This window comes from Mesonia algae (assembly GCF_003253545.1).
Classification (GTDB): Bacteria; Bacteroidota; Bacteroidia; order Flavobacteriales; family Flavobacteriaceae; genus Mesonia; species Mesonia algae.
The window spans coordinates 615,873-639,687 of record NZ_QKYV01000001.1; the positions used below are offsets into that span (position 1 = coordinate 615,873).

At 32.9% G+C, this 23,815-nt stretch carries 19 protein-coding genes and 1 tRNA gene; 10 read left to right on the top strand and 10 right to left on the bottom strand.

From position 1 onward, the window contains the following. Window position 1 precedes the first annotated feature (1 nt). From LX95_RS02915 to LX95_RS02925, 3 genes are read left to right on the top strand one after another with little or no spacing between them, the layout of a single operon-like run. Entirely contained in the window at window positions 2-1,375 is a 1,374-nt protein-coding gene (locus tag LX95_RS02915) for a tetratricopeptide repeat protein (RefSeq protein WP_111539913.1), read from the top strand. Then, complete coding sequence (locus tag LX95_RS02920; RefSeq protein WP_111539914.1) at window positions 1,375-2,151, top strand: DUF4292 domain-containing protein; 777 nt, start codon at window positions 1,375-1,377, stop codon at window positions 2,149-2,151. Before LX95_RS02915 ends, LX95_RS02920 begins: the two co-directional genes overlap by 1 nt. Beyond that, window positions 2,148-3,371 carry a murein hydrolase activator EnvC family protein gene (locus tag LX95_RS02925; protein ID WP_111539915.1) on the top strand — a complete coding sequence of 408 codons (1,224 nt, stop codon included), beginning with the start codon at window positions 2,148-2,150 and terminating at the stop codon, window positions 3,369-3,371. Before LX95_RS02920 ends, LX95_RS02925 begins: the two co-directional genes overlap by 4 nt. 330 nt (window positions 3,372-3,701) lie before the next feature. Here LX95_RS02925 and LX95_RS02930 read toward each other — a convergent pair whose 3' ends face one another. From LX95_RS02930 to LX95_RS02950, 5 genes are all read right to left on the bottom strand, one after another. Next, window positions 3,702-5,897, bottom strand: a complete 2,196-nt coding sequence (locus tag LX95_RS02930; RefSeq protein ID WP_245924712.1) for a M36 family metallopeptidase — start codon at window positions 5,895-5,897, stop codon at window positions 3,702-3,704. A gap of 133 nt (window positions 5,898-6,030) precedes the next feature. Next, window positions 6,031-7,371 carry a deoxyguanosinetriphosphate triphosphohydrolase gene (locus tag LX95_RS02935; RefSeq protein ID WP_111539917.1) on the bottom strand — a complete coding sequence of 447 codons (1,341 nt, stop codon included), beginning with the start codon at window positions 7,369-7,371 and terminating at the stop codon, window positions 6,031-6,033. A 116-nt stretch (window positions 7,372-7,487) separates the two neighbouring features. After that, on the bottom strand, window positions 7,488-9,266 hold the full coding sequence (locus LX95_RS02940; protein WP_111539918.1) for a ribonucleoside-diphosphate reductase subunit alpha: 1,779 nt from the start codon (window positions 9,264-9,266) through the stop codon (window positions 7,488-7,490). Between the two features lie 3 nt (window positions 9,267-9,269). Continuing rightward, window positions 9,270-10,544: a ribonucleotide-diphosphate reductase subunit beta gene (locus LX95_RS02945; RefSeq protein WP_111539919.1), complete on the bottom strand. Its 1,275-nt coding sequence runs from the start codon at window positions 10,542-10,544 to the stop codon at window positions 9,270-9,272. A gap of 734 nt (window positions 10,545-11,278) precedes the next feature. Continuing rightward, on the bottom strand, window positions 11,279-11,842 hold the full coding sequence (locus LX95_RS02950; protein ID WP_111539920.1) for a DUF3109 family protein: 564 nt from the start codon (window positions 11,840-11,842) through the stop codon (window positions 11,279-11,281). 142 nt (window positions 11,843-11,984) lie between these two features. Between LX95_RS02950 and LX95_RS02955 the strand changes: the two genes are divergently transcribed. Together LX95_RS02955 and LX95_RS02960 are read left to right on the top strand one after the other, a co-directional pair. Beyond that, window positions 11,985-12,560: a MarC family protein gene (locus tag LX95_RS02955; RefSeq protein WP_111539921.1), complete on the top strand. Its 576-nt coding sequence runs from the start codon at window positions 11,985-11,987 to the stop codon at window positions 12,558-12,560. A 2-nt stretch (window positions 12,561-12,562) separates the two neighbouring features. After that, on the top strand, window positions 12,563-12,760 hold the full coding sequence (locus LX95_RS02960; protein ID WP_111539922.1) for a hypothetical protein: 198 nt from the start codon (window positions 12,563-12,565) through the stop codon (window positions 12,758-12,760). Between the two features lie 3 nt (window positions 12,761-12,763). Here the strand turns inward: LX95_RS02960 and LX95_RS02965 are convergent, their stop codons facing one another. The 4 genes from LX95_RS02965 to LX95_RS02980 form a co-directional block, all read right to left on the bottom strand. After that, window positions 12,764-14,353, bottom strand: a complete 1,590-nt coding sequence (locus LX95_RS02965; protein WP_111539923.1) for a S41 family peptidase — start codon at window positions 14,351-14,353, stop codon at window positions 12,764-12,766. A gap of 3 nt (window positions 14,354-14,356) precedes the next feature. Then, the gene (locus LX95_RS02970) at window positions 14,357-14,788 is read right to left on the bottom strand and encodes a deoxycytidylate deaminase (protein WP_111539924.1); all 432 of its coding nucleotides are present in this window, start codon (window positions 14,786-14,788) and stop codon (window positions 14,357-14,359) included. A 46-nt stretch (window positions 14,789-14,834) separates the two neighbouring features. Beyond that, window positions 14,835-15,416: a HupE/UreJ family protein gene (locus LX95_RS02975; RefSeq protein WP_111539925.1), complete on the bottom strand. Its 582-nt coding sequence runs from the start codon at window positions 15,414-15,416 to the stop codon at window positions 14,835-14,837. Window positions 15,417-15,534: 118 nt separating this feature from the next. Then, window positions 15,535-15,616 (bottom strand) — tRNA-Leu (locus LX95_RS02980). Window positions 15,617-15,762: 146 nt separating this feature from the next. On the opposite strand from LX95_RS02980, the gene LX95_RS02985 reads away from it, so the two are divergent. The 3 genes from LX95_RS02985 (at window position 15,763) to pth (ending at window position 18,081) form a co-directional block, all read left to right on the top strand. After that, complete coding sequence (locus LX95_RS02985; protein ID WP_111539926.1) at window positions 15,763-16,704, top strand: ribose-phosphate pyrophosphokinase; 942 nt, start codon at window positions 15,763-15,765, stop codon at window positions 16,702-16,704. Between the two features lie 31 nt (window positions 16,705-16,735). Then, window positions 16,736-17,383: a 50S ribosomal protein L25/general stress protein Ctc gene (locus LX95_RS02990; protein ID WP_111539927.1), complete on the top strand. Its 648-nt coding sequence runs from the start codon at window positions 16,736-16,738 to the stop codon at window positions 17,381-17,383. A 77-nt stretch (window positions 17,384-17,460) separates the two neighbouring features. Continuing rightward, on the top strand, window positions 17,461-18,081 hold the full coding sequence (gene pth / locus LX95_RS02995; protein WP_111539928.1) for an aminoacyl-tRNA hydrolase: 621 nt from the start codon (window positions 17,461-17,463) through the stop codon (window positions 18,079-18,081). A 51-nt stretch (window positions 18,082-18,132) separates the two neighbouring features. Here pth and LX95_RS03000 read toward each other — a convergent pair whose 3' ends face one another. Beyond that, window positions 18,133-21,417 (bottom strand): zinc-dependent metalloprotease, encoded by a 3,285-nt coding sequence (locus LX95_RS03000; protein WP_111539929.1) that lies wholly within the window; start codon window positions 21,415-21,417, stop codon window positions 18,133-18,135. Between the two features lie 75 nt (window positions 21,418-21,492). Between LX95_RS03000 and LX95_RS03005 the strand changes: the two genes are divergently transcribed. Both LX95_RS03005 and LX95_RS03010 read left to right on the top strand, forming a co-directional pair. Beyond that, window positions 21,493-22,434: a bifunctional riboflavin kinase/FAD synthetase gene (locus LX95_RS03005; RefSeq protein WP_111539930.1), complete on the top strand. Its 942-nt coding sequence runs from the start codon at window positions 21,493-21,495 to the stop codon at window positions 22,432-22,434. Next, on the top strand, window positions 22,427-23,743 hold the full coding sequence (locus LX95_RS03010) for an HTTM domain-containing protein (RefSeq protein WP_111539931.1): 1,317 nt from the start codon (window positions 22,427-22,429) through the stop codon (window positions 23,741-23,743). The genes LX95_RS03005 and LX95_RS03010 overlap by 8 nt, the downstream gene beginning before the upstream one ends. The last annotated feature ends 72 nt before the right edge of the window (window positions 23,744-23,815 follow it).

The window sequence follows — 23,815 nt, forward strand, 5'->3', positions numbered from 1 at the left end:
TTTGAAAAATAAGTCTTTTACATATCATATTTTCTTACTGCTTTTCGGGATAATAATTATTCCGAAAAGTACTATAGCGCAAGTTCGAGAACCTCTTAAAGATACACTTGTTCAAGATAATTTAGGAAATGTAGAAGATCAATTCCAAGAACATTTTTTTGAAGCTTTAGCTCAAAAAGGAATAGAAAATTACGAGAAAGCAATTGACGCTTTAATGCAATGCAAGAAAATTGCTCCTAAGAAGACAATTGTAGATTTTGAATTAGGAAAAAATTATAAGGCTTTAAAAAACTATGATAATGCAGAGGATAGTTTTAAAAAAGTTTTAAAAGAGCGTCCTAATGATAAAGATGTTTTAAGCGAAATCTATGAAGTCTATTACCTTATTCAAAATTATAAAAAGGCAATTCCAATTGCTGAGTCTTTAGCAAAATATAGTGTAAATTATTATGAAGATTTAGCCAACCTTTACGGACTTACCAAACAGTATGAAAAAGCTTTAGATGCATTAGAAAAAATAGATGAAAGTGAAGGTTATAGTGATTACCGAGAAGCTTTACGGAATAAGATTTTTTCTGAATCTAATGATCCCAAGTTACGGGAAGCCTATCTAAAAAAGGAAATTGAGAAGTTTCCTAATATGGAAGATAATTATTTAGAGCTTATGCATTTTTATGCGACTCAAAATAATATGGATAAGGCCTACAAAGTTGTAGAAGAGCTTCAGCAAAGAAAACCTAATTCTAGTGCCGCACATTTTATTTTATTTAAAAAGCACTTAGTCAATTATGAGGATGAGAAAGCGATTGCTTCTATGAAGATCGTTTTAGAGAATACGAATAATGAGGTTATAAAAAAGTCGGTTATACAAGCATTTATTCAGTTAGTAAAAGAAAAGCCACAATATGAAGATGAGCTAATTTCTACCTTAGAGAATCAAATGGATTCAAGTGAAGAGTCAGATGAGCTTGTGGGGCAATATTTAGCAAAAAATAACAATAATAAAGCTTATGAACATTATTTAAACCGTTTAAAAAACGATCCTAATAATTTTGAACTATTAAAGAAAGTGATACATTTAGAGGTGAAAAACCAAAAATTCGAAACGGCACTTAAACGTTCTAATGAAGCTCTAAATGTTTACCCAACTCAACCTTTCTTCTACTACTATAAAGGAGTTGCGCTAAGAAATTTAAGCAAACCAAATTTAGCGATAGACAGTTTTCAAGAAGGTTTAGAGTATTTAATAGAAAACAAGGAGTTAGAACTTTATTTTTACCAAGAAATGTTTGAGAGTTATAAAGTTTTAAGTGATGTAGAGATGATAAAAAAATATCAACAGAAAATAGAAGCCTTAAAAAATAATAAATCTTAATGAGTCAATTGAAATCCATATTTGCTTTTATGTCCATTTTTTTCTTTGTTTCCTGCGGAACAAAAAAAGCTGTGACAGGTACTGTTTCTGAAAATGTAAGTACTAAGAGTATCATTAAAACACACAATAATTCCGAGGCATCGTTCAATACTTTACAAGCACGAATAAAAGGTTCTTATAAAACGGAAGATGAAGACCAGTCTATCTCTATAAGCGTAAGAATGGAAAAAGACAAAGCTATTTGGATGAGTGCTAAACTCGCTGGTATTATTCCGTTGGCAAAAGTATACATTACTCCAAATCAAGTGCAGTATTACGAAAAAATTGAAGGAACTTATTTTGATGGAGATTTTAGTTTATTGAGTGATTGGTTGGGGATGGAATTGGATTTTAATAAAGTACAAAATCTATTATTAGGACAAGCCATTTATCCATTAGAAAAAAATGAATTGTCTTTAAGCTTTACGGAAACGGACTATATTTTAAAATCTAACGAATCTTCATTACTCAAAACTATGTTTGCTATACAATCTTCTAATTTTAGATTAAAAGGGCAACGTATTGAAAGAGTCGCTAAAAATGAATCGGTTTTTATTACTTATGAAGATTATGAGGAAATAGAAAAACAATGGTTTCCAAAAAAGATAAAAATTATCGTTACTCAGGAGGAAAAAAGTACTCAAATAGAAGTGGATTATCGAGATATAGATCTAGATGAGCCCGTAAGTTTTCCTTTTAGTATCCCATCTGGTTACAAAGAAATTACCATAGAATGATTAGCAATAAAAAGACCTTTATTTTAAGCTTATTATTAATCTGTTTCAGCTTTTTGAACGGCTTTAGTCAAAGTAAAGAAAGAAAGCAGTTAGAGCAGCGTCGTTTGGCTCTTAGAGAAGAAATTAAGGAGATTAATAGTTTATTGATAGATAATAAAAAGAAAAAACAATCTGTTTTAGTTCAAGTAGAAGATTTAGATAAACGAATTAACGCTACTCAAAACCTTATAAAAGTTACCAATCAAGAAGCAAATTTACTTACCAGAGAGATTAATGAAAATCTCAACAAGATTACTAAATTAAGAAAAGATCTAGAAGCTTTAAAAGAGGATTATGCAAAAATGATTCGTAAATCATATAAAAGCAAGTCTAATCAAAGTAGAATTATGTTTCTTTTTTCTTCAGAAAACTTTCTACAGGCCTATAAACGTTTGCAATATATGAAGCAGTATGCAAATTATAGGAAACAACAAGGGGATGAAATAAAAGCTCAAACTAAACTTCTTCAACAGCTAAACGAAGATTTGATTGAGCAACGTAAAGCTAAAGAAACGCTTTTGGCGGAAAATAGAGTAACTCAAAAGAAATTACAAGAAGATAAAAAACAGCAACAAATTCTAATTGCCTCAATTCAAGAGAAACAAGGCACATTTGAAAACCAATTGAAAGAAAGACAAAAAGAAGTTTCTAGAATTGATGACCAAATAGAGAAATTGATTCGGGAAGCTATTGCTGCTGAAAATAAAAAGAAAGGCAGTACCCCATCAAAAACTTTTGCACTTACACCAGAAGCAAAAGCTTTAGCAGCCGATTTCACTTCTAATAAAGGAAAATTGCCTTGGCCAGTAAAATCTGGAGTAATCTCTATGCGTTTTGGTGTACACGCACATAAAACTGTTCCTTCAGTTAAAGTAAAAAGTAATGGAGTTAGAATAGAAACGAATGCTAATGAACCTATAAAAGCTATTTTTAAAGGAGAGGTAATGAAAATCTTGGCTATTAAAGGCGCTAATAAAGCGGTAATGGTAAGGCATGGAAATTATATCTCTGTTTATAACAACCTTGAATCTCTTCAAGTTCAAACAGGGGACCCAATCACTACAGGGCAAATTTTAGGATTGGTTGGGAATGCAACTTCTACAAGACGTCCAACACTTTATCTTTCTCTTTTCAAGGATACCATTTCGTTGGATCCTGCTTTATGGATTTATAAGATGTAAAGAGGTCATATAATTTAGCCGATTAGTAGCGTATAGATTTTGTATTATATTTAATATCTTTTAAGGTAGATATATCTTTAGATGAATCTTTACTATTACTCGTTTAATTACTAACAATAGCATTCATTGTTACATTAGCTGAATTAACCCTTAAGCCTGGTCTTAATAAAGCTTATTTTTAGTGACTTTTATCTCTGTTTGATATATTACCTTTTTAAATTTTTTGAAGGTCTTAAAAATTATGATATACAGCATTAGATGTGTATAAAATTAAAAGAGCCTCTTGAATTTTCAAGAGGCTCTTTTTTATGAAAACAGTATTTATTTTACTTACTGAATAATTAATTTTTCAGTTTGAGAATTGCCATTCGAATTTATTTTTACTACATACACACCAATCGCTAAACTATTAATATTAATCTGTGCGTTATGAGTGTTTTGAAGAAATTGATTAACAACCATTCTTCCGTTAAGGTCATAAATTGCTACCGTAACATCATTTTGAACCGAGCTAGCTTTTATATTCACATATCCTGAAGCAGGATTAGGGTATATACTAAATTCTTTTTCATTTAAAAAAGAATTAGCATTTAAAGAACAATCTAAGACATTTAATGGAGGCATATCAAAAGCTTGTATTTGATCAAATCGATCTAAAGAACTTCCTTGATCTGCACTATAACCTAAGCCTCTATCTGCAAATGCTTGCCAAATTAAGCACTGATTTGCGCCACCATTATTCAGTATATCCGCTTGTAAAATGGCATCTCTTCCGTCAACAAAACCAGGATTGCAAGTTTGTAATTTTAAACCATCCATCACTAATTGCATGGCGATATTATTTCCTCCTGTGCCATTTAATAGATCGTTATCATAACCATATTCATCTATTAAATCCCAAGTAATGTCCCATAACATAGTAGCCCATACAAAACCAACACCGTGTGGAGCAGAGATATTACCATTATTTGTAGTTCCATAAGTTGCAGGGTTAATTGAAGTATCTCTTGAATATGGTGCAGGTCTCAATCCTGATCCATTTTGATTTTGGCTCAGTGCATAATTTGCGATAGTTTTTGGATCATCTGCCGTGTCACCAGGTTTTAAAGTCATGATAAGAGCAAAAAAGTCACTCCATCCTTCTCCCATCTGTTCTGTATATTGGTCGCAATCACCATCATTGCCAAAAACCTGACAAGCATATAAACAGCTAGCATTCGCTGGACCACCTGTCAATCTATTTGAAATACCATGCCCATATTCGTGAGCAACAATTCCAGAATCTAAAGAACCGTCTTTTTCAAATCCAGCACTAGTCTGCCAAGTAAACATTCTCATGGTAGGATTTTGACCATCTGGAGGTGTTGAAAAGGTAGCATTATTCCCTGGACCAGCATCTGCATCATCCTGGGCTCTTGCTAAAACAAAGTCGAATTCGTTTCCTTCGCTAGAATAATTTCTATTCTGAAAATTACCACTTGCTTCATTAAATCCGTATTCATACCAAACATCATGCATCATATTGTTTAGATAAAATAAATTAGTAACGGAAGCGTCAATATAACCTTCTGGATCTTGATTTAAATTAAGAGGAAAGTCGAAATTCAATAAATCGCCACCATCGGGAAATGAACCAGGACCATCACCTCTATTTTCAAAGGCAAATACGTTATTACCTCTTGTTATAGTAAATTCAACTCCAGGTGATCCATTATTATCGTGCCAACCATTTGGAGATGCATTTAAATTTGCAGGTTGTTTAACAATTTGTCTAACTCCATCTATAGGTGATTCAATTGGAATAGGAAAAACATTATAGTCAGAATTATCAACTAAAGTGGTGATATTAAAAAATCCAAATTGGTTATTTGAATTTTGAATAGGGTGATCTAATTTTTCAAATTTAGTGTGGGTGTGCTCTTTGTTATCAAAATTACAAGATAATACCCAGTCATTTTTAAATAAAATCTCTCCATTGCTCGCATCTATAGAAATATCCCACCAGTGTTTGTCATCTAGCGTATTAATATTAATATTCCAAGCCAATTTAATAGATTCTCCTACAGTTTGGTACATTAACTTAACTGGAATCTCTTTTTGGGAGATACCACCATTGGATAACAAAAATTCTTTACCATTTGAATTAATAATTTCAAAATTAGAAGGACTTAAATTCAATTTTGAAGCTAATTTTTGTACAGCAGTGATAGGGTCTAAACTAGGGGAAGAATTGTTAGTTTTAGTATTTATTTTATTTTGAAAACTATTTGAAAAATAAACCACTTTATTATTTTTAATGGCAAAGTTTCCTTGGGCATTAAAGATCTTAACATCATTATGGTTTTGATTTACATAAACGTGCTGAGTTTCTGTGTTCTTAGAATAATAGGAATTAGTAATCTCTAATTCAGAGACATCTGATGCAGAAAATCCATTCAGGTTTTCTGATAAATATTTTTTTATTATAGGCAAGTATTCATCTTGTGCTTGAACAGAATTACCTGTAAATAATGCTATTAAAAACATTATCGGGTAGAAATTTCTTATCATTAATTTGGAGTATTTAAAGTGTTAAATAAATGTAAAAATATAGAATTTAATCCTTTTATATTGTTCAACAACTGTTAAAATATCTTTTTTACTATTTAAGTTCAGTGTATTAGATGTAAAATCCATTAATTTTTTGATAAATCCTTAGTGCATTTCCGTCGCTTAATGAAGCTACATAACTACAAATATCAATTAGCCAATGGTGGGTGTTTTGATTAGCATATGAGTTTTTTAAATACGTATTACTTATTAATGTATCGTAATTGGTAGCAGTTTGGTTTGACTCTCTTTCAATACTAGTACAAAATTTATCTAATAAGGTATTTATAATTTGATAACCTGTAATTTCTTTCTCTGTTACTTCTTGACTTTGATAAATGTTTTTTATTGAGATACTAATAATATCTTCTATTTGTGCGGTATATTTTGATTGATCTAAAAGTGATGAGTGAAATTCACCATTTAGAATTTTTTCTTCATTCTCAATAAATATATTCGAGGCTTCTTCAATTAGAGTATTAATAGCTAATGATCTTAAATAGCTTAGACGGCTTTGTGTGGTAGTAAGTTGAGAATAGTTTTCGGGTTTTATATTATTTTCCACTAATTTAATTAATAATTCTAGTGCTTTTTCCTCTTCTATTAACCCAAGATTAATTCCATCTTCAAAGTCTATAATTGTATAACAAATATCATCGGCAGCTTCAACTAGAAAACTTAGGGGATGGCGCTTGTAGTGAATGTCGGTCTCAATTCCTGTTTTAATTAAGCCCAATTCTTTTGCTATGTCTTTAAAAATCTCTTTTTCTGACTGAAAATAACCAAATTTTTTATCGTTTATAGCCTTTGTGGGCTTGTGGGGTAACGACTCTTTTGGGTATTTCATAAAAGCCCCCAAAGTGGCGTATGATAATCTTAATCCGTTTTTGTTACCATTTTTAGTTTCGGTGAGTAGCTTAAAACCATTGGCATTACCTTCAAAATGTGTTAAATCATGGTATTCTTTATCTGTGAGTTGTTCTTTAAAACGAAGTCCCTTTCCGTTAAGGAAATATTCTCCTATTGCTTTTTCACCAGAATGTCCAAATGGAGGATTTCCTATATCGTGAGCTAATGCGGCAGCAGCGACAATAGTGCCAAAATCATTAAAGTGATAGCCGTGGGTTGCAGCAAGATGCGGATGCTTTTCTATAATTTTCTTACCTGCTTTTCTTCCTAAAGACCTTCCTACTACCGATACTTCTAAACTATGGGTTAACCTTGTGTGAACAAAATCTGTTTTTGATAGGGGGATGACTTGAGTTTTATCTTGTAAGCTTCTAAAGGCAGAAGAGAAGATAATTCTGTCATAATCTACTTCAAAACCCAGACGCGTATCATCTTGATCTATGCGTAATCGCTTTTGAGTATCTCCAAATCTTTTTAAAGAAAGTAATTGTTCCCAGTTCATAAAATATTTTGTTTAGTTGCCTTGCAAAAATAACAAACTCAGTAGTCTATTTAATTTTAATTATAAAAAAAGAAAAGGCCAGTTTCTCAACCGACCTTTTCTTTTTTTAAGTTTGATTAAGCTTCACAGCTCGCACATTCTTTCTTTTGTTTAAATTTTTGAGCGGCATTCATACTGTGTTGATAGTATAAAGACTTTAAGCCTAACTTCCACGCAGTAACGTGAATGTTGTTAATCTCTTTTACAGGCATTTCTGGATGCACAATAATATTTAAGGACTGTCCTTGATCTATAAAATCCTGCCTTCCTGCTGCTTGATAAATAATGTTTAACTGATCAATCTCTGAGTAGGTTTTAAATACTTCTTTTTCATTTTCAGATAAAAAATCTAAGTGTTGTACAGAACCATCCATATCTCTAACACTTCTCCACACTTCTAATGTATTTTCTCCTTTCTCTTCTAATAAAGCTTCTAAAAACGGGTTCTTAATGGTGGTTTTTATTTTAGCAATATCTTTCACATAAATATTAGACCATATTGGCTCAATTCCTTGAGAAACTTGACCTAGAATAAATGCTGAAGAAGTCGTTGGGGCAATAGCGTTTAAGGTTGTATTTCTTCTGCCATAGCCTTTTAAAACTTTTGGCTCTCCAAATCTTTCAGCCAATTCTTCTGAAGCTTTGTAAGATTTCTCTTTTATAGTTTTAAATATTTCACGGTTAAGATTAAAAGCTTCTTGACTTTCAAAAGAAACCATTTTAGATTGTAATAAAGAATGCCATCCTAAAACCCCTAATCCTAAAGCGCGATTTTCTTTTGCAAAATTATATGCACGCTCCATGAACATAAAGGTTTGTTGGTCTTCTTTCTTGTCGGAATCACGGTAAACTTCTAACTTTTCTACAAATTCAGTAATCACAGCATCTAAGAAATAGATCATGGTTTCGACAGCATCTGTATCTTTCCATTTGTCATAATGTAAAGCGTTTACGCTAGAAAGTACACAAACAAAAGACCACTCATCATTAGAAGGCAACATAATTTCTGTACAAAGATTACTAGCATAGATTGGTAAATCTTTGTCTTTGTAAACTTCTGGTTTTCCTTCATTAGCATTATCCGTAAAGAAAATATATGGATAACCCATTTCTCCTCTACTTTGCAATACTTTAGCCCAAAGAGAACGTTTTTCTTCATCGCCTGCTATCATCTCATCCATCCATTTGCTTGTCACAGTAACCCCGTGAGTAAGACCTTGAATAGGATTACCTTCGGTACCTATTTCTAAAAACTCTTTTACATCTGGATGCTCAATTGGTAAATATGGAGAGAAGCGACCTCTACGTACAGAACCTTGACTTACCACATCGACCATAGATTCGAACAATTGCATAATGTGAACAGCACCAGACGCCTGTCCATTATTTTTTACAGCAGCTCCACGGTGACGAATTTTACCAAAGTATCCAGAAGTACCTCCACCAAGTTTAGACATCATTCCTACTTCAGATTGGGTGTATAAAATATTACCCATATCATCATCTACGTGAGATCCAAAACAACTAATTGGCAAACCTCTTTCTTTTCCAAAATTTGACCAAACTGGAGAAGCTAATGAAAAGAAACCTTGCGACATATAGTGATAAAACTTATCGGCATAACCAGGAATATCCAAAATTTGTTCGGCTCTTTCTGCAATTTCTCTAATTCGTCCTTTAGGAGTAACCCCTTCAGTAAGATAACCAGATAATAAGAATTTCTGACTAAAATCATTTAACCATTCAAAATCACCTTCTTGATTAGCGGTGTTGTGTAAAGCTTCTTTTCTTGCGTTAACAAGTTGCTGAGTGCTATCTTTTTGTAGCTCTTTTTGCTGTAATGTGTTGTTCTCCATAGGTTAAAATAAATCGTCGCTGGTTATACTTTGTGTTCTCTTACTATAATTGATAGATCGTTTCACGAAAAAGTCTCCGTGTTTCGTTCCTATAATCTCATCATCAAACCATTCGGTTTGTGCTAATAATTTTTCGTCGATGCTAAATACTTTATCAATACCAATACTCTCTAAAGATTTATTGAAACGGTTTTTAATAAATTCATTTATTACATCTTTTGGTAAAAAGTCTAATTCTCCTTCTTCAAAAATCCAGTCAATAATTTTGCTTTCGGCTAAAAATGCTTCTTCACACATTTGCTGAATCATGTAGTTATAATTATCATCAAACCACTCTGGGTGTTCGTCTTTGATAATATTAATAATATCAATACCAAAATCTCCGTGAATTTGCTCTTCTTTAGAAGTAGCCTCTACTACATTAGAAATACCTTTTAGCATATTTTTATGCTTGTTAAAGGCCATGATAATTAAGAACTGAGAGAATAGAGATACGTGTTCAATGAACAAAGAGAATAACAAAACAGATTCTGAATATTCTCGGTTGTTTTCACTTTTAGAATTTTTAAGAGCGGTTTCTAAATATTGAACCCTTTTCATAATCACGGGCTTTCTCTTTAATTCTTCAAACTCTTTATTGAGTCCTAATATTTCTAGTAAGTGAGAATAAGCGTCGTGGTGCCTTACTTCACTCTCTGCAAAAGTTGAACCTACCGAACCAATTTCGGGTTTGGGCATTCTGTGGTGAATATCTCCCCAAAATGTTTTTACGGCTACTTCTATTTGAGAAATAGCTAGCATGGTATTTTTGATAGCATTTTTTTCAGCTTCATTCAAGTTGGATTTAAAATCTTGAATGTCACTGGTGAAGTTAAACTCTGTATGGATCCAGTAAGAATGTCTTATCGCAGCCACATAATCGTTAAGCTGTGGATATTCATAAGGTTTAAGGTTAATTCGTTTTTCAAAAACATTGGTTTTTCTACCTTGAGCTTGTTTATTTCTGTAAAGAATATAAGCTTTTGCAACATTAGGAAACTCGCTTCTCATTAATTGTTCTTCAACAATATCCTGAACTTCCTCTACCATGGGAGTGTAGTCTGTATCTTGCTTTTTACGCTCTAATAGTGTTTCATGTACATGATTCGCAATAAGTTGCGCGTCTTCAATTTCTCCAACGCCAACTGCCTTCATAGATTTATATATGGCTAGAGTAATTTTACTAAGTTCAAATGTCTTGTGGCTAAAATCTCTTTTGGTAATATGGGTAATGGTCATAATTTAAACTTAAAAATAAACAAGAATTAATGGGGATAAAAACGATATATGTAAAGATGATAAATTAATTTAAATGATTTTAAGTGAGTGCTTTTTTGTTCTTAACATGTTATGAACAGGCTTTAAGTGTTTGGTGTTAAGTTAGTTTGCAGCTTTTAAAAACATAGTGTTTTCACTTGGTGACATAAGATTTTATTAATTTAAAATGCAATTTTTTTATCCTTTTAAGAGGTTTAGTTTTTAAAAACTTCAACCCAAAATCTTTAATTTGGTTACTATTTATTGTTTTTTGTCAAATAAAATTCAGCTTATAAACCTCTGGAATGATTAACATTTAAAAATAAAATCTTACCAAGCTTTCTTGTAAAATTGAAATTTATTTTCGTCGTCGGTTCAATTTATTTACTGAAAATTATAGTCTGCAAATATCTAAAATATTCATGGCTTTTACATCAAAAAAAGAGCTTAGGTTTTCAACAAGTTTTAAACATCGTTGCAACTCAAAGAGTCTAAGAAGATTAGCGTGATTTGTTAAATAATGTGTTGATAATCAAAAAAATATAAAAATTTATTTGTTTAACTGAAAAAAGATTTTCTTCGATATTATTAGAAAAATGAATCTCTTTATTTTAAAGGGGTTTAGGTAAAATGGAATAGAATAATTAAGAGATTTGTTTGTAGTTTCTAAAAAATAGAATTAGAAAAAATAACGCTTAAAGTTCATTTTTATGAGTTTACAATTGTAAAGCTGTTTTCTCTACTTCTTCATACCAATCTTCGCCAAACTTTTTGATAAGCGCTTCTTTTACGAATTTGTAAATAGGAGTTTGTAATTCTTTACCTAAAGAACAGGCGTCATCACAAATTGGCCAACGATGATAATTTACAGCAGAAAACTCGGAGTATTTCTGAACTCTTACGGGGTAAAGTTCGCAAGAGATTGGCTTTTTCCAAGAAATTTCACCTGCTCGGTATGCAGCTTCAATTCCGCAAAGGGCAGTTCCGCGGTCATCAAAAGTAACGTAAGCACATTCTGCACCATTTACAAGAGGTGTTTCTAGTTCGCCAAAATCATTTGTAATGTAAGTGCCTTGCTCTTCAATAGATTCTATTCCTTCCTTTCTAAGAAAAGGCTTAACTTTTGAATAAACGTCTTTTAAAAGTTCTACTTCTTCAGGTTCTACAGGGGCTCCTGCTTCTCCTGCTACACAGCAAGCTCCTTTGCAAGCATTTAGATTACAAACAAAATCCTTAGTTAGGATATCTTCTGAAACGATGGTTTTTCCTATTTGAAACATAGGGCAAATTTAAATTTATTTTACAAGAATTAAGGAGAAATATGGGATTTAACTTTTAAGAAAAAATTCACTTTTAAATACTTGTATACTAAGGTTTTTGGAATAATTTTGCCCCCTTTAAAAAATCTGAATATTCTAAGTTATGAATTTTGACTTCAAAGAAATAATTACAGCGAGCTTAATCTTATTTGCAGTTATTGATATTATTGGAAGCATACCTATTATCGTAGATCTACGAAAAAAAGTAGGGCATATAGAAAGTGAAAAGGCCTCTATTGTCGCTGCTATTTTAATGGTGATGTTTCTTTTTGTGGGAGAAGAGATCTTAAGTCTTATTGGTATAGACGTTAATTCTTTTGCGGTTGCAGGTGCTTTTATTCTCTTCTTTTTAGCATTAGAAATGATTTTAGGAATTCAATTATATAAAGATGATGCGCCAGAGACGGCGTCTATAGTGCCGTTGGCTTTTCCTCTTATTGCGGGTGCGGGAACCATGACTACTTTGTTGTCATTACGTTCGGAGTATGAAACTGTAAATATTATATGTGCGATTGTTATAAATGTAGTTTTTGTGTACTTGGTGCTTAAATCTTCTGGAAAAATTGAAAAGGTTTTAGGTTCTCAAGGAATTAACGTTATACGTAAAATATTTGGTGTAATTTTGTTAGCCATCGCAGTAAAACTTTTTGCGACCAACATTCAAAATCTATTTTCTTAGAAATGAAATATTTTATTTACTTTTTAATTATATCGGCCAGTATTTTATTAGGTTATAATGCTACATTATTAGATTTTAATGATCTTATGGCGAAAGATAGCAGTATAGCTTTAGCAGGAATTTTAGCTTGTTTGTGTGTAATTGTGCTTATGCTTATCTTATTAATGTCTAGAGCAATCAAAGAAAAATACGAAAATTAGACTTTAATTTTCTTTAGCAACTTCGATTACTTTTTGGATCATTACATCTTCTTGATTCACAATTTTTTCCATGGCGTTAGAGCCAAACAATTGTTGAGCGATGGTGGCTTTAAGGTAGCGTTTTAATAAAGGCTTGTATTTTCCTGTTTGGTAATCAAAACTAAACTGTCTTAAGTAATCGATGAAATTTTCTACTAATTCGTCGGTAATTTTAAAAGAGTTGGAAAACTCATTTAAGCTCAGTGACTTATAGTAAAGTCTATCTTTTTCTAATTCCGAAAAGATAAAACGATCCATTACTCCGCTTCTAAGCATATATTTAAGGCTTTCGGAATTGTAGTTAGTGTCTTTAGGAATAAAAATATCGGGTATAATTCCGCCTCCGCCATAAACAATTTTTCCTTTAGGGGTTTTAAATTTTAAAGAGTCGTTTACATGTATGCTGTCTCTATTTTCTAGCTCTCCGTTTTTATACCTATTTTCATAATCTTTGAAGTAGGCGTCATTTCCGTTGGTGTATGGTCTTTGAATAGATCTTCCTGTAGGTGTGTAATACCTGGCCACAGTAAGTCTCACGGCGCTACCATCCCCTAAGTCCATTTCTCTTTGTACTAAGCCTTTTCCAAAAGAACGTCTCCCAATAATAGTTCCTACGTCATTGTCTTGTAACGCTCCGGCAATAACTTCACTTGCTGAAGCTGTATTTTCATTGATAAGCACATATACTTTACTGTTTTCAAATTTGCCACCGTTGGTAGAAAAAGTTTCTTTAACCGAGTTATTTTTATTTTTAGTAAACAAAATAAGTTGGTCTTCTTTTAGAAATTCATCGGCAATTTGTATGGCTTGTTCAACGTATCCTCCGCCGTTATCTCTTAGGTCTAAGACAAGATTTTTGGCGCCTTCTTTTAATAACGCTTCCGCGGAAGCGTTAAATTCATCATACGTAGTCTCAGCAAAACGGTTTACTTTAATGTAGCCTAAAGTATTGCTTAACATATAGGTTGCATCTACACTTTGTATGGGGATGTGATCTCTTTTTACTTTAAACTCTAAAAGGTTTTCTTTGCCTTTGCGAAATACTTTTAAGTTTACTGACGTGTTTACCTTTCCTTTTAAAATACTGGTTAAAGAATCATTATCTACTTGCTGGTTAAACAAGGGAATATTGTTAGCATATAATATTCTATCGCCTGCTTCTATTCCTGCTTTTTCACTGGGGCTTCCGGTTAACGGGCGAATAACAGTTATAGTGTCGTCTATTTTATAAAAATTGATACCAATACCTACAAAGTCGCCTTTCATATTTTGGGCTACTCCTTCGTAATCGCTTTTAGGAATATAGGTAGAGTGAGGGTCTAAATTGGTAAGGATTGAGTTAACGGTTACATCTACAATACTGTCAGTATTTACACTGTCTACATATTCGTAGTCTATGTAATCTATAAGTTTGTTAAGTTTAGCTTTTTTTGCGTTAGAGGTGAACGTGTTTTTAGTGTCTCCGCCAAAATTAAAAAATCCGCCAAGTAAAACTCCTACAGCTAAAGCCGCTCCTATAATAAGTGGCAAATATTTTTGAGCGTATGTTTTCAATAATTATTCGTTTAAGTCGGTTATATGATCAATAATAACTCCTGCTTTTTCTAGAAAAGATAAGCCAGAATTGTCTTTATAATCTATATGGTACACTACACGTTTGATGCCAGACTGGTGTATAAGCTTGCTACATTCTTTACAAGGACTCATAGTAATGTATAATGTGGCATCTTTACAAGATTGAGTTGAACCAGCGACTTTTAAAATAGCATTTGCTTCGGCGTGTAAAACATACCATTTGGTGTAGCCTTCGTCGTCTTCGCAAGGATTTTCAAAGCCGGTAGGTGTGCCATTATAACCATCTGAAATTATCATACGGTCTTTTACAATAAGTGCGCCTACTTGCTTTCGATTGCAGTGAGATAGTTTTCCCCACTCTTTGGCAATACGTAGGTAGGCTTTATCAAATTTAAGTTGTTTTTTATCTTTCATGATTAAAACTTAGAGCGAGTTTTGTAAGGTTTTATGAATTCAGCTGTTATAAAATCCAATTTGCAATTAACATAGGAATTACTAAACCTATAACTATAGATGAAATAACCAAAGTCCAATCTCTTTTAGAAAATTTAAAAATAGACTGAAAGATAAAAGATAGTATAAGAACTACTAGTACTACAATAAGTTGAGCTGCTTCAATCCCTAATGCGAATTCTAAGAGTCTTAATATTTCGACTCCTTTACTGCCCGTTGTGCTTAGAAAGAAAGAAGAGAAACCTAACCCATGGATGATTCCAAAAAATAGGGTAGTAGCGTATAAAATACTGATTCTGGAATTATTGTTTTTTCCCGCTGTAAATAAATTATAAAGTGCGGTTATAAATATAGTGATGGGGATTAAAAATTCAATAATGCTGCTACTTACATTTACTATGTCGTAAGAAGCTAGTATAAGTGATATGGTATGCCCAATAGTGAAAACTGTTACTAAGCCCACAACGTTTTTCCATTCGTAAAAAGTGTAGGCAGCGACTAGAACGGTTAAAAATAATACGTGATCGTAGGCGTTGTAGTCTAAAACGTGGGTAAGTCCTAATTTAAAGTAAATCCAAAATTCATTCATAGGTAAAAATTTATGCTATTTCAAACATACATTTGAAAATAGAAAATACCTAAAAAAATGAATGGAAATACGCTTTTAAAATAAAAAACCCAAAGAAAATTTTCTTTGGGTTTTGTTGTACTCAAGGCGGGAATCGAACCCGCACTTCCTAAGAAACTGGATTTTGAATCCAGCGCGTCTACCAGTTCCGCCACTTGAGCAATTTTGGAAGTGCAAAATTAGAAATAAAAATGATTATAACGCAAGAAATAAATTATAATATTACTTTTTAGCTTCAAATTTATTTTTAAATTTGCAAACTTATTGATAGTCAGAAAGTACAATAGGTTTAAAACAACAAATCGTTATGTCACAAGTAGTTACCGATGCTAAACTTTTTGCTTGTACGCAAAGTATGAGCCTAGCTCAAGATATTGCCAAGCATTATGGAATTCCTTTAGGGAATGTAATTACTTCTACCTATAGTGATGGGGAGTTTCAACCTTCGTTTGAAGAATCTGTAAGAGGGGCACGTGTTTTTATTATTGGTTCTACCAATCCTAGTAGCGATCACCTTATGGAAATGTTGTTGATGTTAGATGCAGCTAAAAGAGCATCGGCTAGACACATTACCGCAGTGATGCCATACTTTGGTTGGGCGAGACAAGATAGAAAAGACAAACCTAGAGTGCCAATTGCAGCAAAATTGATTGCTAAGATGCTAGAAACTGCTGGAGCCACTCGAATTATTACGATGGATTTACATGCAGATCAAATTCAAGGATTTTTTGAAAAACCAGTAGATCACTTATTTGCTTCAACGGTATTTTTACCATACTTAAGAAACTTAGCTTTAGATAATTTGACAATTGCTTCACCAGATATGGGAGGTTCAAAAAGAGCTTACGCTTATTCTAAAGCTTTAGAAAGTGATGTGGTAATCTGTTATAAGCAACGTGCTAAAGCTAATTTAATTTCTCATATGGAATTAATTGGTGATGTATCTGGTAAAAATGTGGTACTAGTAGACGATATGGTAGATACGGCAGGTACGCTTACTAAAGCTGCCGATGTGATGATCGAAAAAGGAGCAAAAAGTGTAAGAGCAATTTGTACACATCCTGTATTGTCTGGTAATGCATATGAAAGAATCAATAACTCAAAACTAGAAGAATTAATTGTTACCGATTCTATTCCGTTAACGGAAAAGAGCGATAAGATAAAAGTAGTTTCTTGTGCACATCTTTTTGCAGATGTAATGAAAGCTGTACACGAAAACAAATCGATTAGTTCAAAGTTTTTAATGTAAATATTATTTATTAACACTTATATATTTAAAAATGAAGTCAATTACGATCAAAGGATCTAAAAGAGAAAGCGTAGGTAAAAAAGTAACAAAAGCCTTACGTAATGCTGGAGAGGTTCCTTGCGTGTTATACGGAGGGGAACAAGCATTACATTTTTCGGCACCAGAAGTGTCATTCAATAGCTTGATTTATACACCAGACGTTCACACGGTAGTGATCGAATTAGAAGATGGTAAGTCGTACAACGCAGTTCTTCAAGATATTCAATTTCACCCAGTAACAGATAATATCCTACATATGGATTTTTATGAGTTTGGTGAAGATCAAGAAATTAGCATGGAAATTCCTGTACACGCAGAAGGTGTACCAAGAGGGGTTAAAAATGGTGGTGTTTTACGTTTTAACTTACGTAGAATGAAAGTGAAAGGTTTAGCAAGCAAATTACCAGATTATATTATTGCTGATGTTTCTCCACTTAAAATTGGAAATAAATTATATGTTACCGCTGTAGAGAACGAAGATTATACTATTCTTCACCCAGATAACACTGTAATTTGCCAAGTGAAAACATCTAGAAACATCGTTGCAGATGCAGATGATGAAGATGATGTTGATGCAGGAGATGTGCCAGCTACCGAAGTTAAAGACGAAGGAGCAGCAGCAGCATCTAATGACGCATAAGCAGCATTCAAGAATTTATTTATTAGAAAAGCATTCCTTTACGGAATGCTTTTTTATTTTTACTAAAATTTAAAAACATGCTTTCTTTCTTCGGAAAAATTTTAGCAACATCTAAAAATATTGAAACTGATATGAAAAAGTTTCTAATAGTAGGACTTGGTAACATAGGACCTAAATATCATAATACAAGGCATAATATAGGCTTTAAAGTATTAGATCATCTTGCGCAAGAAAATGAGATCACATTTGAAACTGTGAAATTGGGAGATAAAGCAACCTATAAATTTAAAGGGAGAACATTTATTCTTTTAAAACCTAGTACGTATATGAACCTTAGCGGAAAAGCAGTAAGATACTGGCTAGAAAAAGAAAAAGTAGATTTAGAAAATTTATTAGTCATTACCGACGATTTAAATCTTCCATACGGAACGTTAAGACTAAAAGCTAAAGGTAGTGATGGAGGTCACAATGGTTTAAAAGATATTCAGCAGCAGCTTAATACAACTAAATACAATCGTTTTAGGTTTGGCATTAGTGACGAATTCTCTAAAGGCAAACAAATAGATTATGTGTTAGGAGAATGGAGTGAAGAAGAAAATAAACAAATGAAAGAACGACTAGATAAGTCGGTTGCCTTGATAAAATCTTTTGGTACCGCAGGTTTATCTAACACTATGAACAGCTTTAACGGAAAATAAAAAAAGAGGAAGCATTTGCTTCCTCTTTTTTTTATCAAAATGAAATTCAAATTACTGAACTATTATTTTTTTGGTAATAGAGTTGTTACCATCACTTACATTTACAAAGTAAACACCAGCTTGAGCATTTGCTAGACTTACATTTTCTTGAACCTTGGTTTGGGTTTGTAAGTCTTTGCTATAAAATAACCTTCCAGTAACATCATATACTGCTAATTTGGTAGGTTGGGAACTTGTAGAGTTTAAGCTAACCGTAAACTCCCCGTGATTTGGGTTTGGCCATAAATTAAAAGTAGAAGTCATAGAATTACTATCAGTAGAAAGAGTTCCTACATTAAGAGTATAATCTTCAACCTCACCATCAAAATCATCTGCACAAGAAGTAGGATTTTGGCTATATCTTGTAGAAACACGCATAGTAGTACTTCCTGTTAAAGCTGTCTCAGGTACTAAGATGCTTAAGGGTGAAGAACTAGTAGCGCCATTGGTTACTCCAAAGGCGGTTCCCATATTGTACTCCTCACCTGGGTCATCAAAACTACAGTTTTGATTCCAATCTATCCACACCAAAGTTCTTGATAAATAATTACCATCAGTATTCACATTTACAGAAAGGTCATAGCTTTGATTTTTTACTATCTCTGTAGAAATTGAAGTAAAATCGTTATATCCTACACTTTTAATTGATGGTGTGCTATTGTTAATGGTATTAAAAGTTACTAAAGTTACGCCAGTATCATAATTTATATTTCCTGAAGACGGACAGCTTTCACAAGAAATAGTAGTAAAGCTAAAAATTTCAGAGAAATCTGAGCTCAGACAGTTGTTAGTAGCTAATATTCTCCAGTAATATGTAGTTTCATTTTCTGCAGATAGGAATGCATACGTATTACCGGTATATACATCTGAATTCTCTATGATATCTGTAAATTCTAAATCTGTAGCAATTTGTACGGTATAGAATTCTACATTCTCTGAAGTTTCCCAAGTCAATACAGGTGTGCTAGATACATCAACATCACCGTCTATAGGATTCAACAAGACAGGAGTCATAATATTGTTTCCAAAAATATCTAGTTGTGCATCAAAAGTTTTAACTATTGTGGCAGATGTACCTACAATTTGAAAAGGATAATTACCTACACTTACATCCTCTGTTCCAGATATGGTCATAGTAACATCTGTTCCATCTGCTGTTGCAGATGCTGTATCGAAAGAAGCAGTTAATTCGTTTGGAAGACCTTCTACTGAAAATGTAGTTGTTTCATCAAATCCTAAAAAAGTATTATAGGTAAAACTGTATATTGCATCTTCTGGTTGACAAATAGATATTTCACTTTCTTCTAGTGTTACAATAAACTCTGACTCTTGAGTTGTTATAACTTCTTGATTTACAGCATAAAAAATATTATCAACAGCTTCAATCATAATTCTGGCATTTGAAACTGTTCCTACAGAAGGTACTACAATGTCAGCAGAACCATTGTTTGGTAAATTCTCGGCTATCGTAATATCAAAATTTACACCACCATCTATACTCATTAATATATTAACGTTAGACGTGTTGATTGGTGCTACATTTGTATTTGCGACATCCCAAGTTATGGTTTGATTTTCTCCAACATTCCAGGTAACACCTTCGTTATTTTGAGAAGTAACTAAAAACGGACCAGCCGTACCGTTTACAGTTACCTTCATTAGGTCTGCATCAGTTTGTCCAACACCTTCAGCAAACCCACTTCCATTATCTCTCACTAAAAATGAGAAATTCATCTCTCTAGCAACAGAAGGTGTAACCTCCCAAGTAGGTGTTAAGTTACCATTTACTACACTGGCTAAATTAGGCATATATCTATTAGGAGAATTGTTAGGCATTATAGATCTGTATAAAGGTCCCTGCGCCCAGTTGGATTGTGGTGTTCCACTTCCTGGAGCTTGTTCTGGATCATTTTGAGACCAATTATAAGTAAGAGTTTCACTACCATCTGCGTCGGTTGCATTTCCTCTCAATACGAATGCAGTAGACTTAGGGATAATATAATCATTTCCTGCATCAGCTATTGGAGCTTGATTTGAAATTATTGTTTCTTCATCACAAGAACTACTTACTCCATTTTTAATATTGGCGCTAATATCTCTTATGTTTACATAATTGAAATGTGCATCACTGTTAGATTGCACGTTAGTTGGACAAATTCCTGCGTATCCCATTATAGAACTACCGCTAGCAGGCTCAACTTCAGTCTGTCCACTACCACTTCTAGAACAGGTGTTCATGGTGTGGTAGCCACCAAACTGGTGTCCCATTTCGTGAGCTACATAATCAATATCGAATGGGTCACCAGTAGGATTAGGGCGTCCTGTGTATCCGCTTCCTTTTTCTCCGCTACTACAAACGCAACCAATACATCCAGCGTTACCTCCACCCGAAGTGTTAAAATTATGACCAATATCATAGTTGGTATCACCAATAATATTGTCGATTACGTTTTGAGTAGTGTTGTTGTACTCTCCAGCCCAAGGATCTGAATTGGTTGCACCGTAGTAAATAATTTCGTCGTTATTAGCTACAAACAATAAGGTAATTGCTAAATCTCTTTCATAGATTTCATTTACTCTATTAATTGTAATGGTCATTTGTGCCTGAATATCTTCTACTTCAGTTCCTGGATTAGCGAAAATGTTACCATATTCGGCATTACAAGATTGAGCTAGTCTATAAGTTCTATGAACACTGTCATCTACATTTAAGACGCGACTTGAAGATCCATTTAAAGAGGGTAAATCTATTCCTTGCTCTGTTAAACATTCGAAACTTGATGACCCTTTTGTTAAATCTTTTCTATTATATATTATATAGTTTTCTGTATTGGTGGTATAGGGATCTATGTAAGTTGCACTTCTAACTCCAGAAAGGCTCATAGTGTGTAAGCCAAATTGAGTAACGCTAAACCTCATCGTTGCAGTTGGATCATCAATTCCAACAGCCTTATATGTTTTTATATTTGGAAATTTAGCTTGTAATTCATCTTCCATGATTGAAGAAGAAGTTACTCTAAATTTTTCTAGCTTACCTGTTTCCATAGGAAACTCAACTACGACAGGAGATTGTCCTGTGAAGGTACCTTTTTTTGGAGCTTGCTCCACAATATTCTTAAATGCATTTAGATCTAAGTGAAATAAATGATAAGATGTAGGGTTCGATGATCTTTTGGTTTTCTCTAAATTACTTAGAGCTTTTTTAGATGTTTTGGTCCAATAGTTATCTTGTCCTGAAACTGAAAAAGCCAAGAAAAATAATACTAAACCTAAAACATGACGTAAATTTGTATTCATTGTGTATGTAGGATTAAGTTAAGCTTTAAAATTAGTGTATTTTTAAGGTTTAAGAAAAGATATTTAAGTTAAAATATGAATAACTCTAAGGAAATGAGTGAGATAATAAACCCTTCTGTAGTTACGATTGGTACATTTGATGGGGTGCATGTGGGTCATCAAAAAATTATTGACCGATTAATAGATGTAGCTCAAAAAAATCATTTGGAGTCTGCGATCCTTACTTTTTTTCCGCATCCAAGAATGGTCTTGCAAAAAGAAGTGGGAATCAAGTTAATAAATACTATAGAGGAGAGAAAGAAGATTATAAAGAGTAAAGGAGTAGATCATTTAGTGATTTACCCTTTTACAAAAGAATTTTCTAGACTTACAGCAAGAGAATATGTGGAGCAAATTTTAGTCAATAAATTAAATGCAAAAAAAATTATCATTGGCTACGACCACCGCTTTGGTAGAAATAGGAACGCTAATATTCAAGATTTAAAAGAATTAGGAAAGACCTTTGGTTTTACGGTAGAAGAAATTTCTAAACAAGATGTAGAAGAAGTTGCAGTAAGTTCTACTAAAATTAGAAAAGCTATAGAAGAAGGCGACATAGAAAAAGCTAATACATTTTTGGGCAATCTTTTTTCCCTTAACGGAAAAATAGTAAAAGGAAAGAGCTTAGGTAAAACTTTAGGTTTCCCAACAGCCAATTTAGAGATTAAAGAAGATTATAAAATTATTCCAAAAAACGGAGTTTACATTGTAAAAGCTCACTTAGATAATAAGTGGGTTTTCGGTATGATGAATATCGGGACTAATCCCACCGTTGGAGGAGATACACAAACCATCGAAACTTATTTTTTAGATTTTAGTCAAGATTTATACGGTCAAGAACTCAGCATTCAAATCCTAAAAAGAATACGTGATGAAATAAAATTTGGAGATGTCGATCAATTAATTGAGGCTATGAATAATGATTTAAATTATACAAAAAGCTATATTCAAGACTCAAAAGCGATTAATAATGATTAATAAGTGGTTGTTTAAGCATATAGATAATAGTGCTCTCATTCTTTTTAGAATTTTCTTTGGGGTATTAATTACATTAGAAGCTTGGGGAGCCATTTTTACTGGATGGATTACTAGAACCTTACTAGAACCTCAACAAACTTTTAATTTTATAGGTTTCGATTTTTTACAACCGCTTCCAGGAAACGGTATGTATTTCTATTATTTTTTAATGGGAGTATTTGGTGTATTAGTGACCATTGGTTATAAATACCGCTGGAGCCTTTCTGCCTATACTATTATGTGGACATGCGTCTATCTGATGCAAAAATCCAGTTACAACAACCATTATTATTTACTTGTTCTTATTTGCATATTTATGTTATTGGTGCCAGCAAACGCCTATTTCTCTATCGATGCAAAACAAAATGATAGAATACGGTCCTTATCTACACCACGTTGGGTACACTTATTTATTATTTTGCAGCTACTAATTGTTTATACCTATGCATCTTGTGCAAAACTATACCCCGATTGGTTAGATGGTTCTGTGCCAGAGCTGCTAATGAAATCTAAAAAAGACTATTGGTTAATTGGCGATATACTTCAAGAAAAATGGACACACGTAACCATCACTTATTTTGGGATATTATTCGATTTACTCGTTGTTCCATTATTGTTGTGGAAGAGAACTAGAACTCCAGTATTTATCTTTGCTATCTTTTTTCATTTATTTAATAGTATTGTTTTTCAAATAGGAATTTTCCCTTATTTGTCACTTGCCTTTTGTTTGTTTTTCTTTCCTACGCAAATTATTCATAAGCGTTTTAAATTAAAAAAAGAATATTATGATCAAGGAGAGGTGAAAGTACCATCTAAAAGCGGATTAATGAAAGCTTTTTTTATAACGTGGTTTGTGGTTCAAATTAGTCTTCCGTTAAGGCATTGGTTTATTAAAGGCGATGTTTTATTAACCGAAGAAGGCCACCGCTTAAGCTGGCGCATGATGTTACGTAGCAAAAGCGGAATTAGCACGTTTAAAGTAGTCGATAAAAATACAGGAAAAACTACCATCATAAAAAAAGGCGATTACCTCTCTAAAAAGCAATTACGTACGGTAAGCACCAAACCCGATGTTATTTGGCAATTTTCTAGACGTTTAAAGCAAGAATACGCAGCAAAAGGACGAGATGTTGCCGTGTATGTAGATGCTAAAGTGAGCATTAATCGCGGTCCGTATGTCTCTCTTATAGATTCATCTGTAGATATGGCATCGGCAGAGTGGGATTATTTCTTTCATAACGAATGGATTTTACTACCCGAAGAGCGCTAAATCTTAAATCAAATCTTTAACTTTGAGGCTTTATTTTATTTCCGTCAAGCGGAAGTAAAAACGTAACCGTTA

Bases quoted from the DNA above. Each gene is read 5' to 3' on its own strand.
- LX95_RS02990 (WP_111539927.1), top strand. From the start codon at position 16,736: ATGAAGTCAATTACGATCAAAGGATCTAAAAGAGAAAGCGTAGGTAAA.
- LX95_RS03005 (WP_111539930.1), top strand. From the start codon at position 21,493: ATGAATAACTCTAAGGAAATGAGTGAGATAATAAACCCTTCTGTAGTT.
- LX95_RS03010 (WP_111539931.1), top strand. From the start codon at position 22,427: ATGATTAATAAGTGGTTGTTTAAGCATATAGATAATAGTGCTCTCATT.
- LX95_RS02935 (WP_111539917.1), bottom strand. From the start codon at position 7,371: ATGAACTGGGAACAATTACTTTCTTTAAAAAGATTTGGAGATACTCAA.
- LX95_RS02930 (WP_245924712.1), bottom strand. From the start codon at position 5,897: ATGTTTTTAATAGCATTATTTACAGGTAATTCTGTTCAAGCACAAGAT.
- LX95_RS03000 (WP_111539929.1), bottom strand. From the start codon at position 21,417: ATGAATACAAATTTACGTCATGTTTTAGGTTTAGTATTATTTTTCTTG.
- LX95_RS02985 (WP_111539926.1), top strand. From the start codon at position 15,763: ATGTCACAAGTAGTTACCGATGCTAAACTTTTTGCTTGTACGCAAAGT.
- LX95_RS02945 (WP_111539919.1), bottom strand. From the start codon at position 10,544: ATGACCATTACCCATATTACCAAAAGAGATTTTAGCCACAAGACATTT.
- pth (WP_111539928.1), top strand. From the start codon at position 17,461: ATGCTTTCTTTCTTCGGAAAAATTTTAGCAACATCTAAAAATATTGAA.
- LX95_RS02925 (WP_111539915.1), top strand. From the start codon at position 2,148: ATGATTAGCAATAAAAAGACCTTTATTTTAAGCTTATTATTAATCTGT.
- LX95_RS02970 (WP_111539924.1), bottom strand. From the start codon at position 14,788: ATGAAAGATAAAAAACAACTTAAATTTGATAAAGCCTACCTACGTATT.
- LX95_RS02955 (WP_111539921.1), top strand. From the start codon at position 11,985: ATGAATTTTGACTTCAAAGAAATAATTACAGCGAGCTTAATCTTATTT.
- LX95_RS02960 (WP_111539922.1), top strand. From the start codon at position 12,563: ATGAAATATTTTATTTACTTTTTAATTATATCGGCCAGTATTTTATTA.
- LX95_RS02950 (WP_111539920.1), bottom strand. From the start codon at position 11,842: ATGTTTCAAATAGGAAAAACCATCGTTTCAGAAGATATCCTAACTAAG.
- LX95_RS02920 (WP_111539914.1), top strand. From the start codon at position 1,375: ATGAGTCAATTGAAATCCATATTTGCTTTTATGTCCATTTTTTTCTTT.
- LX95_RS02975 (WP_111539925.1), bottom strand. From the start codon at position 15,416: ATGAATGAATTTTGGATTTACTTTAAATTAGGACTTACCCACGTTTTA.
- LX95_RS02940 (WP_111539918.1), bottom strand. From the start codon at position 9,266: ATGGAGAACAACACATTACAGCAAAAAGAGCTACAAAAAGATAGCACT.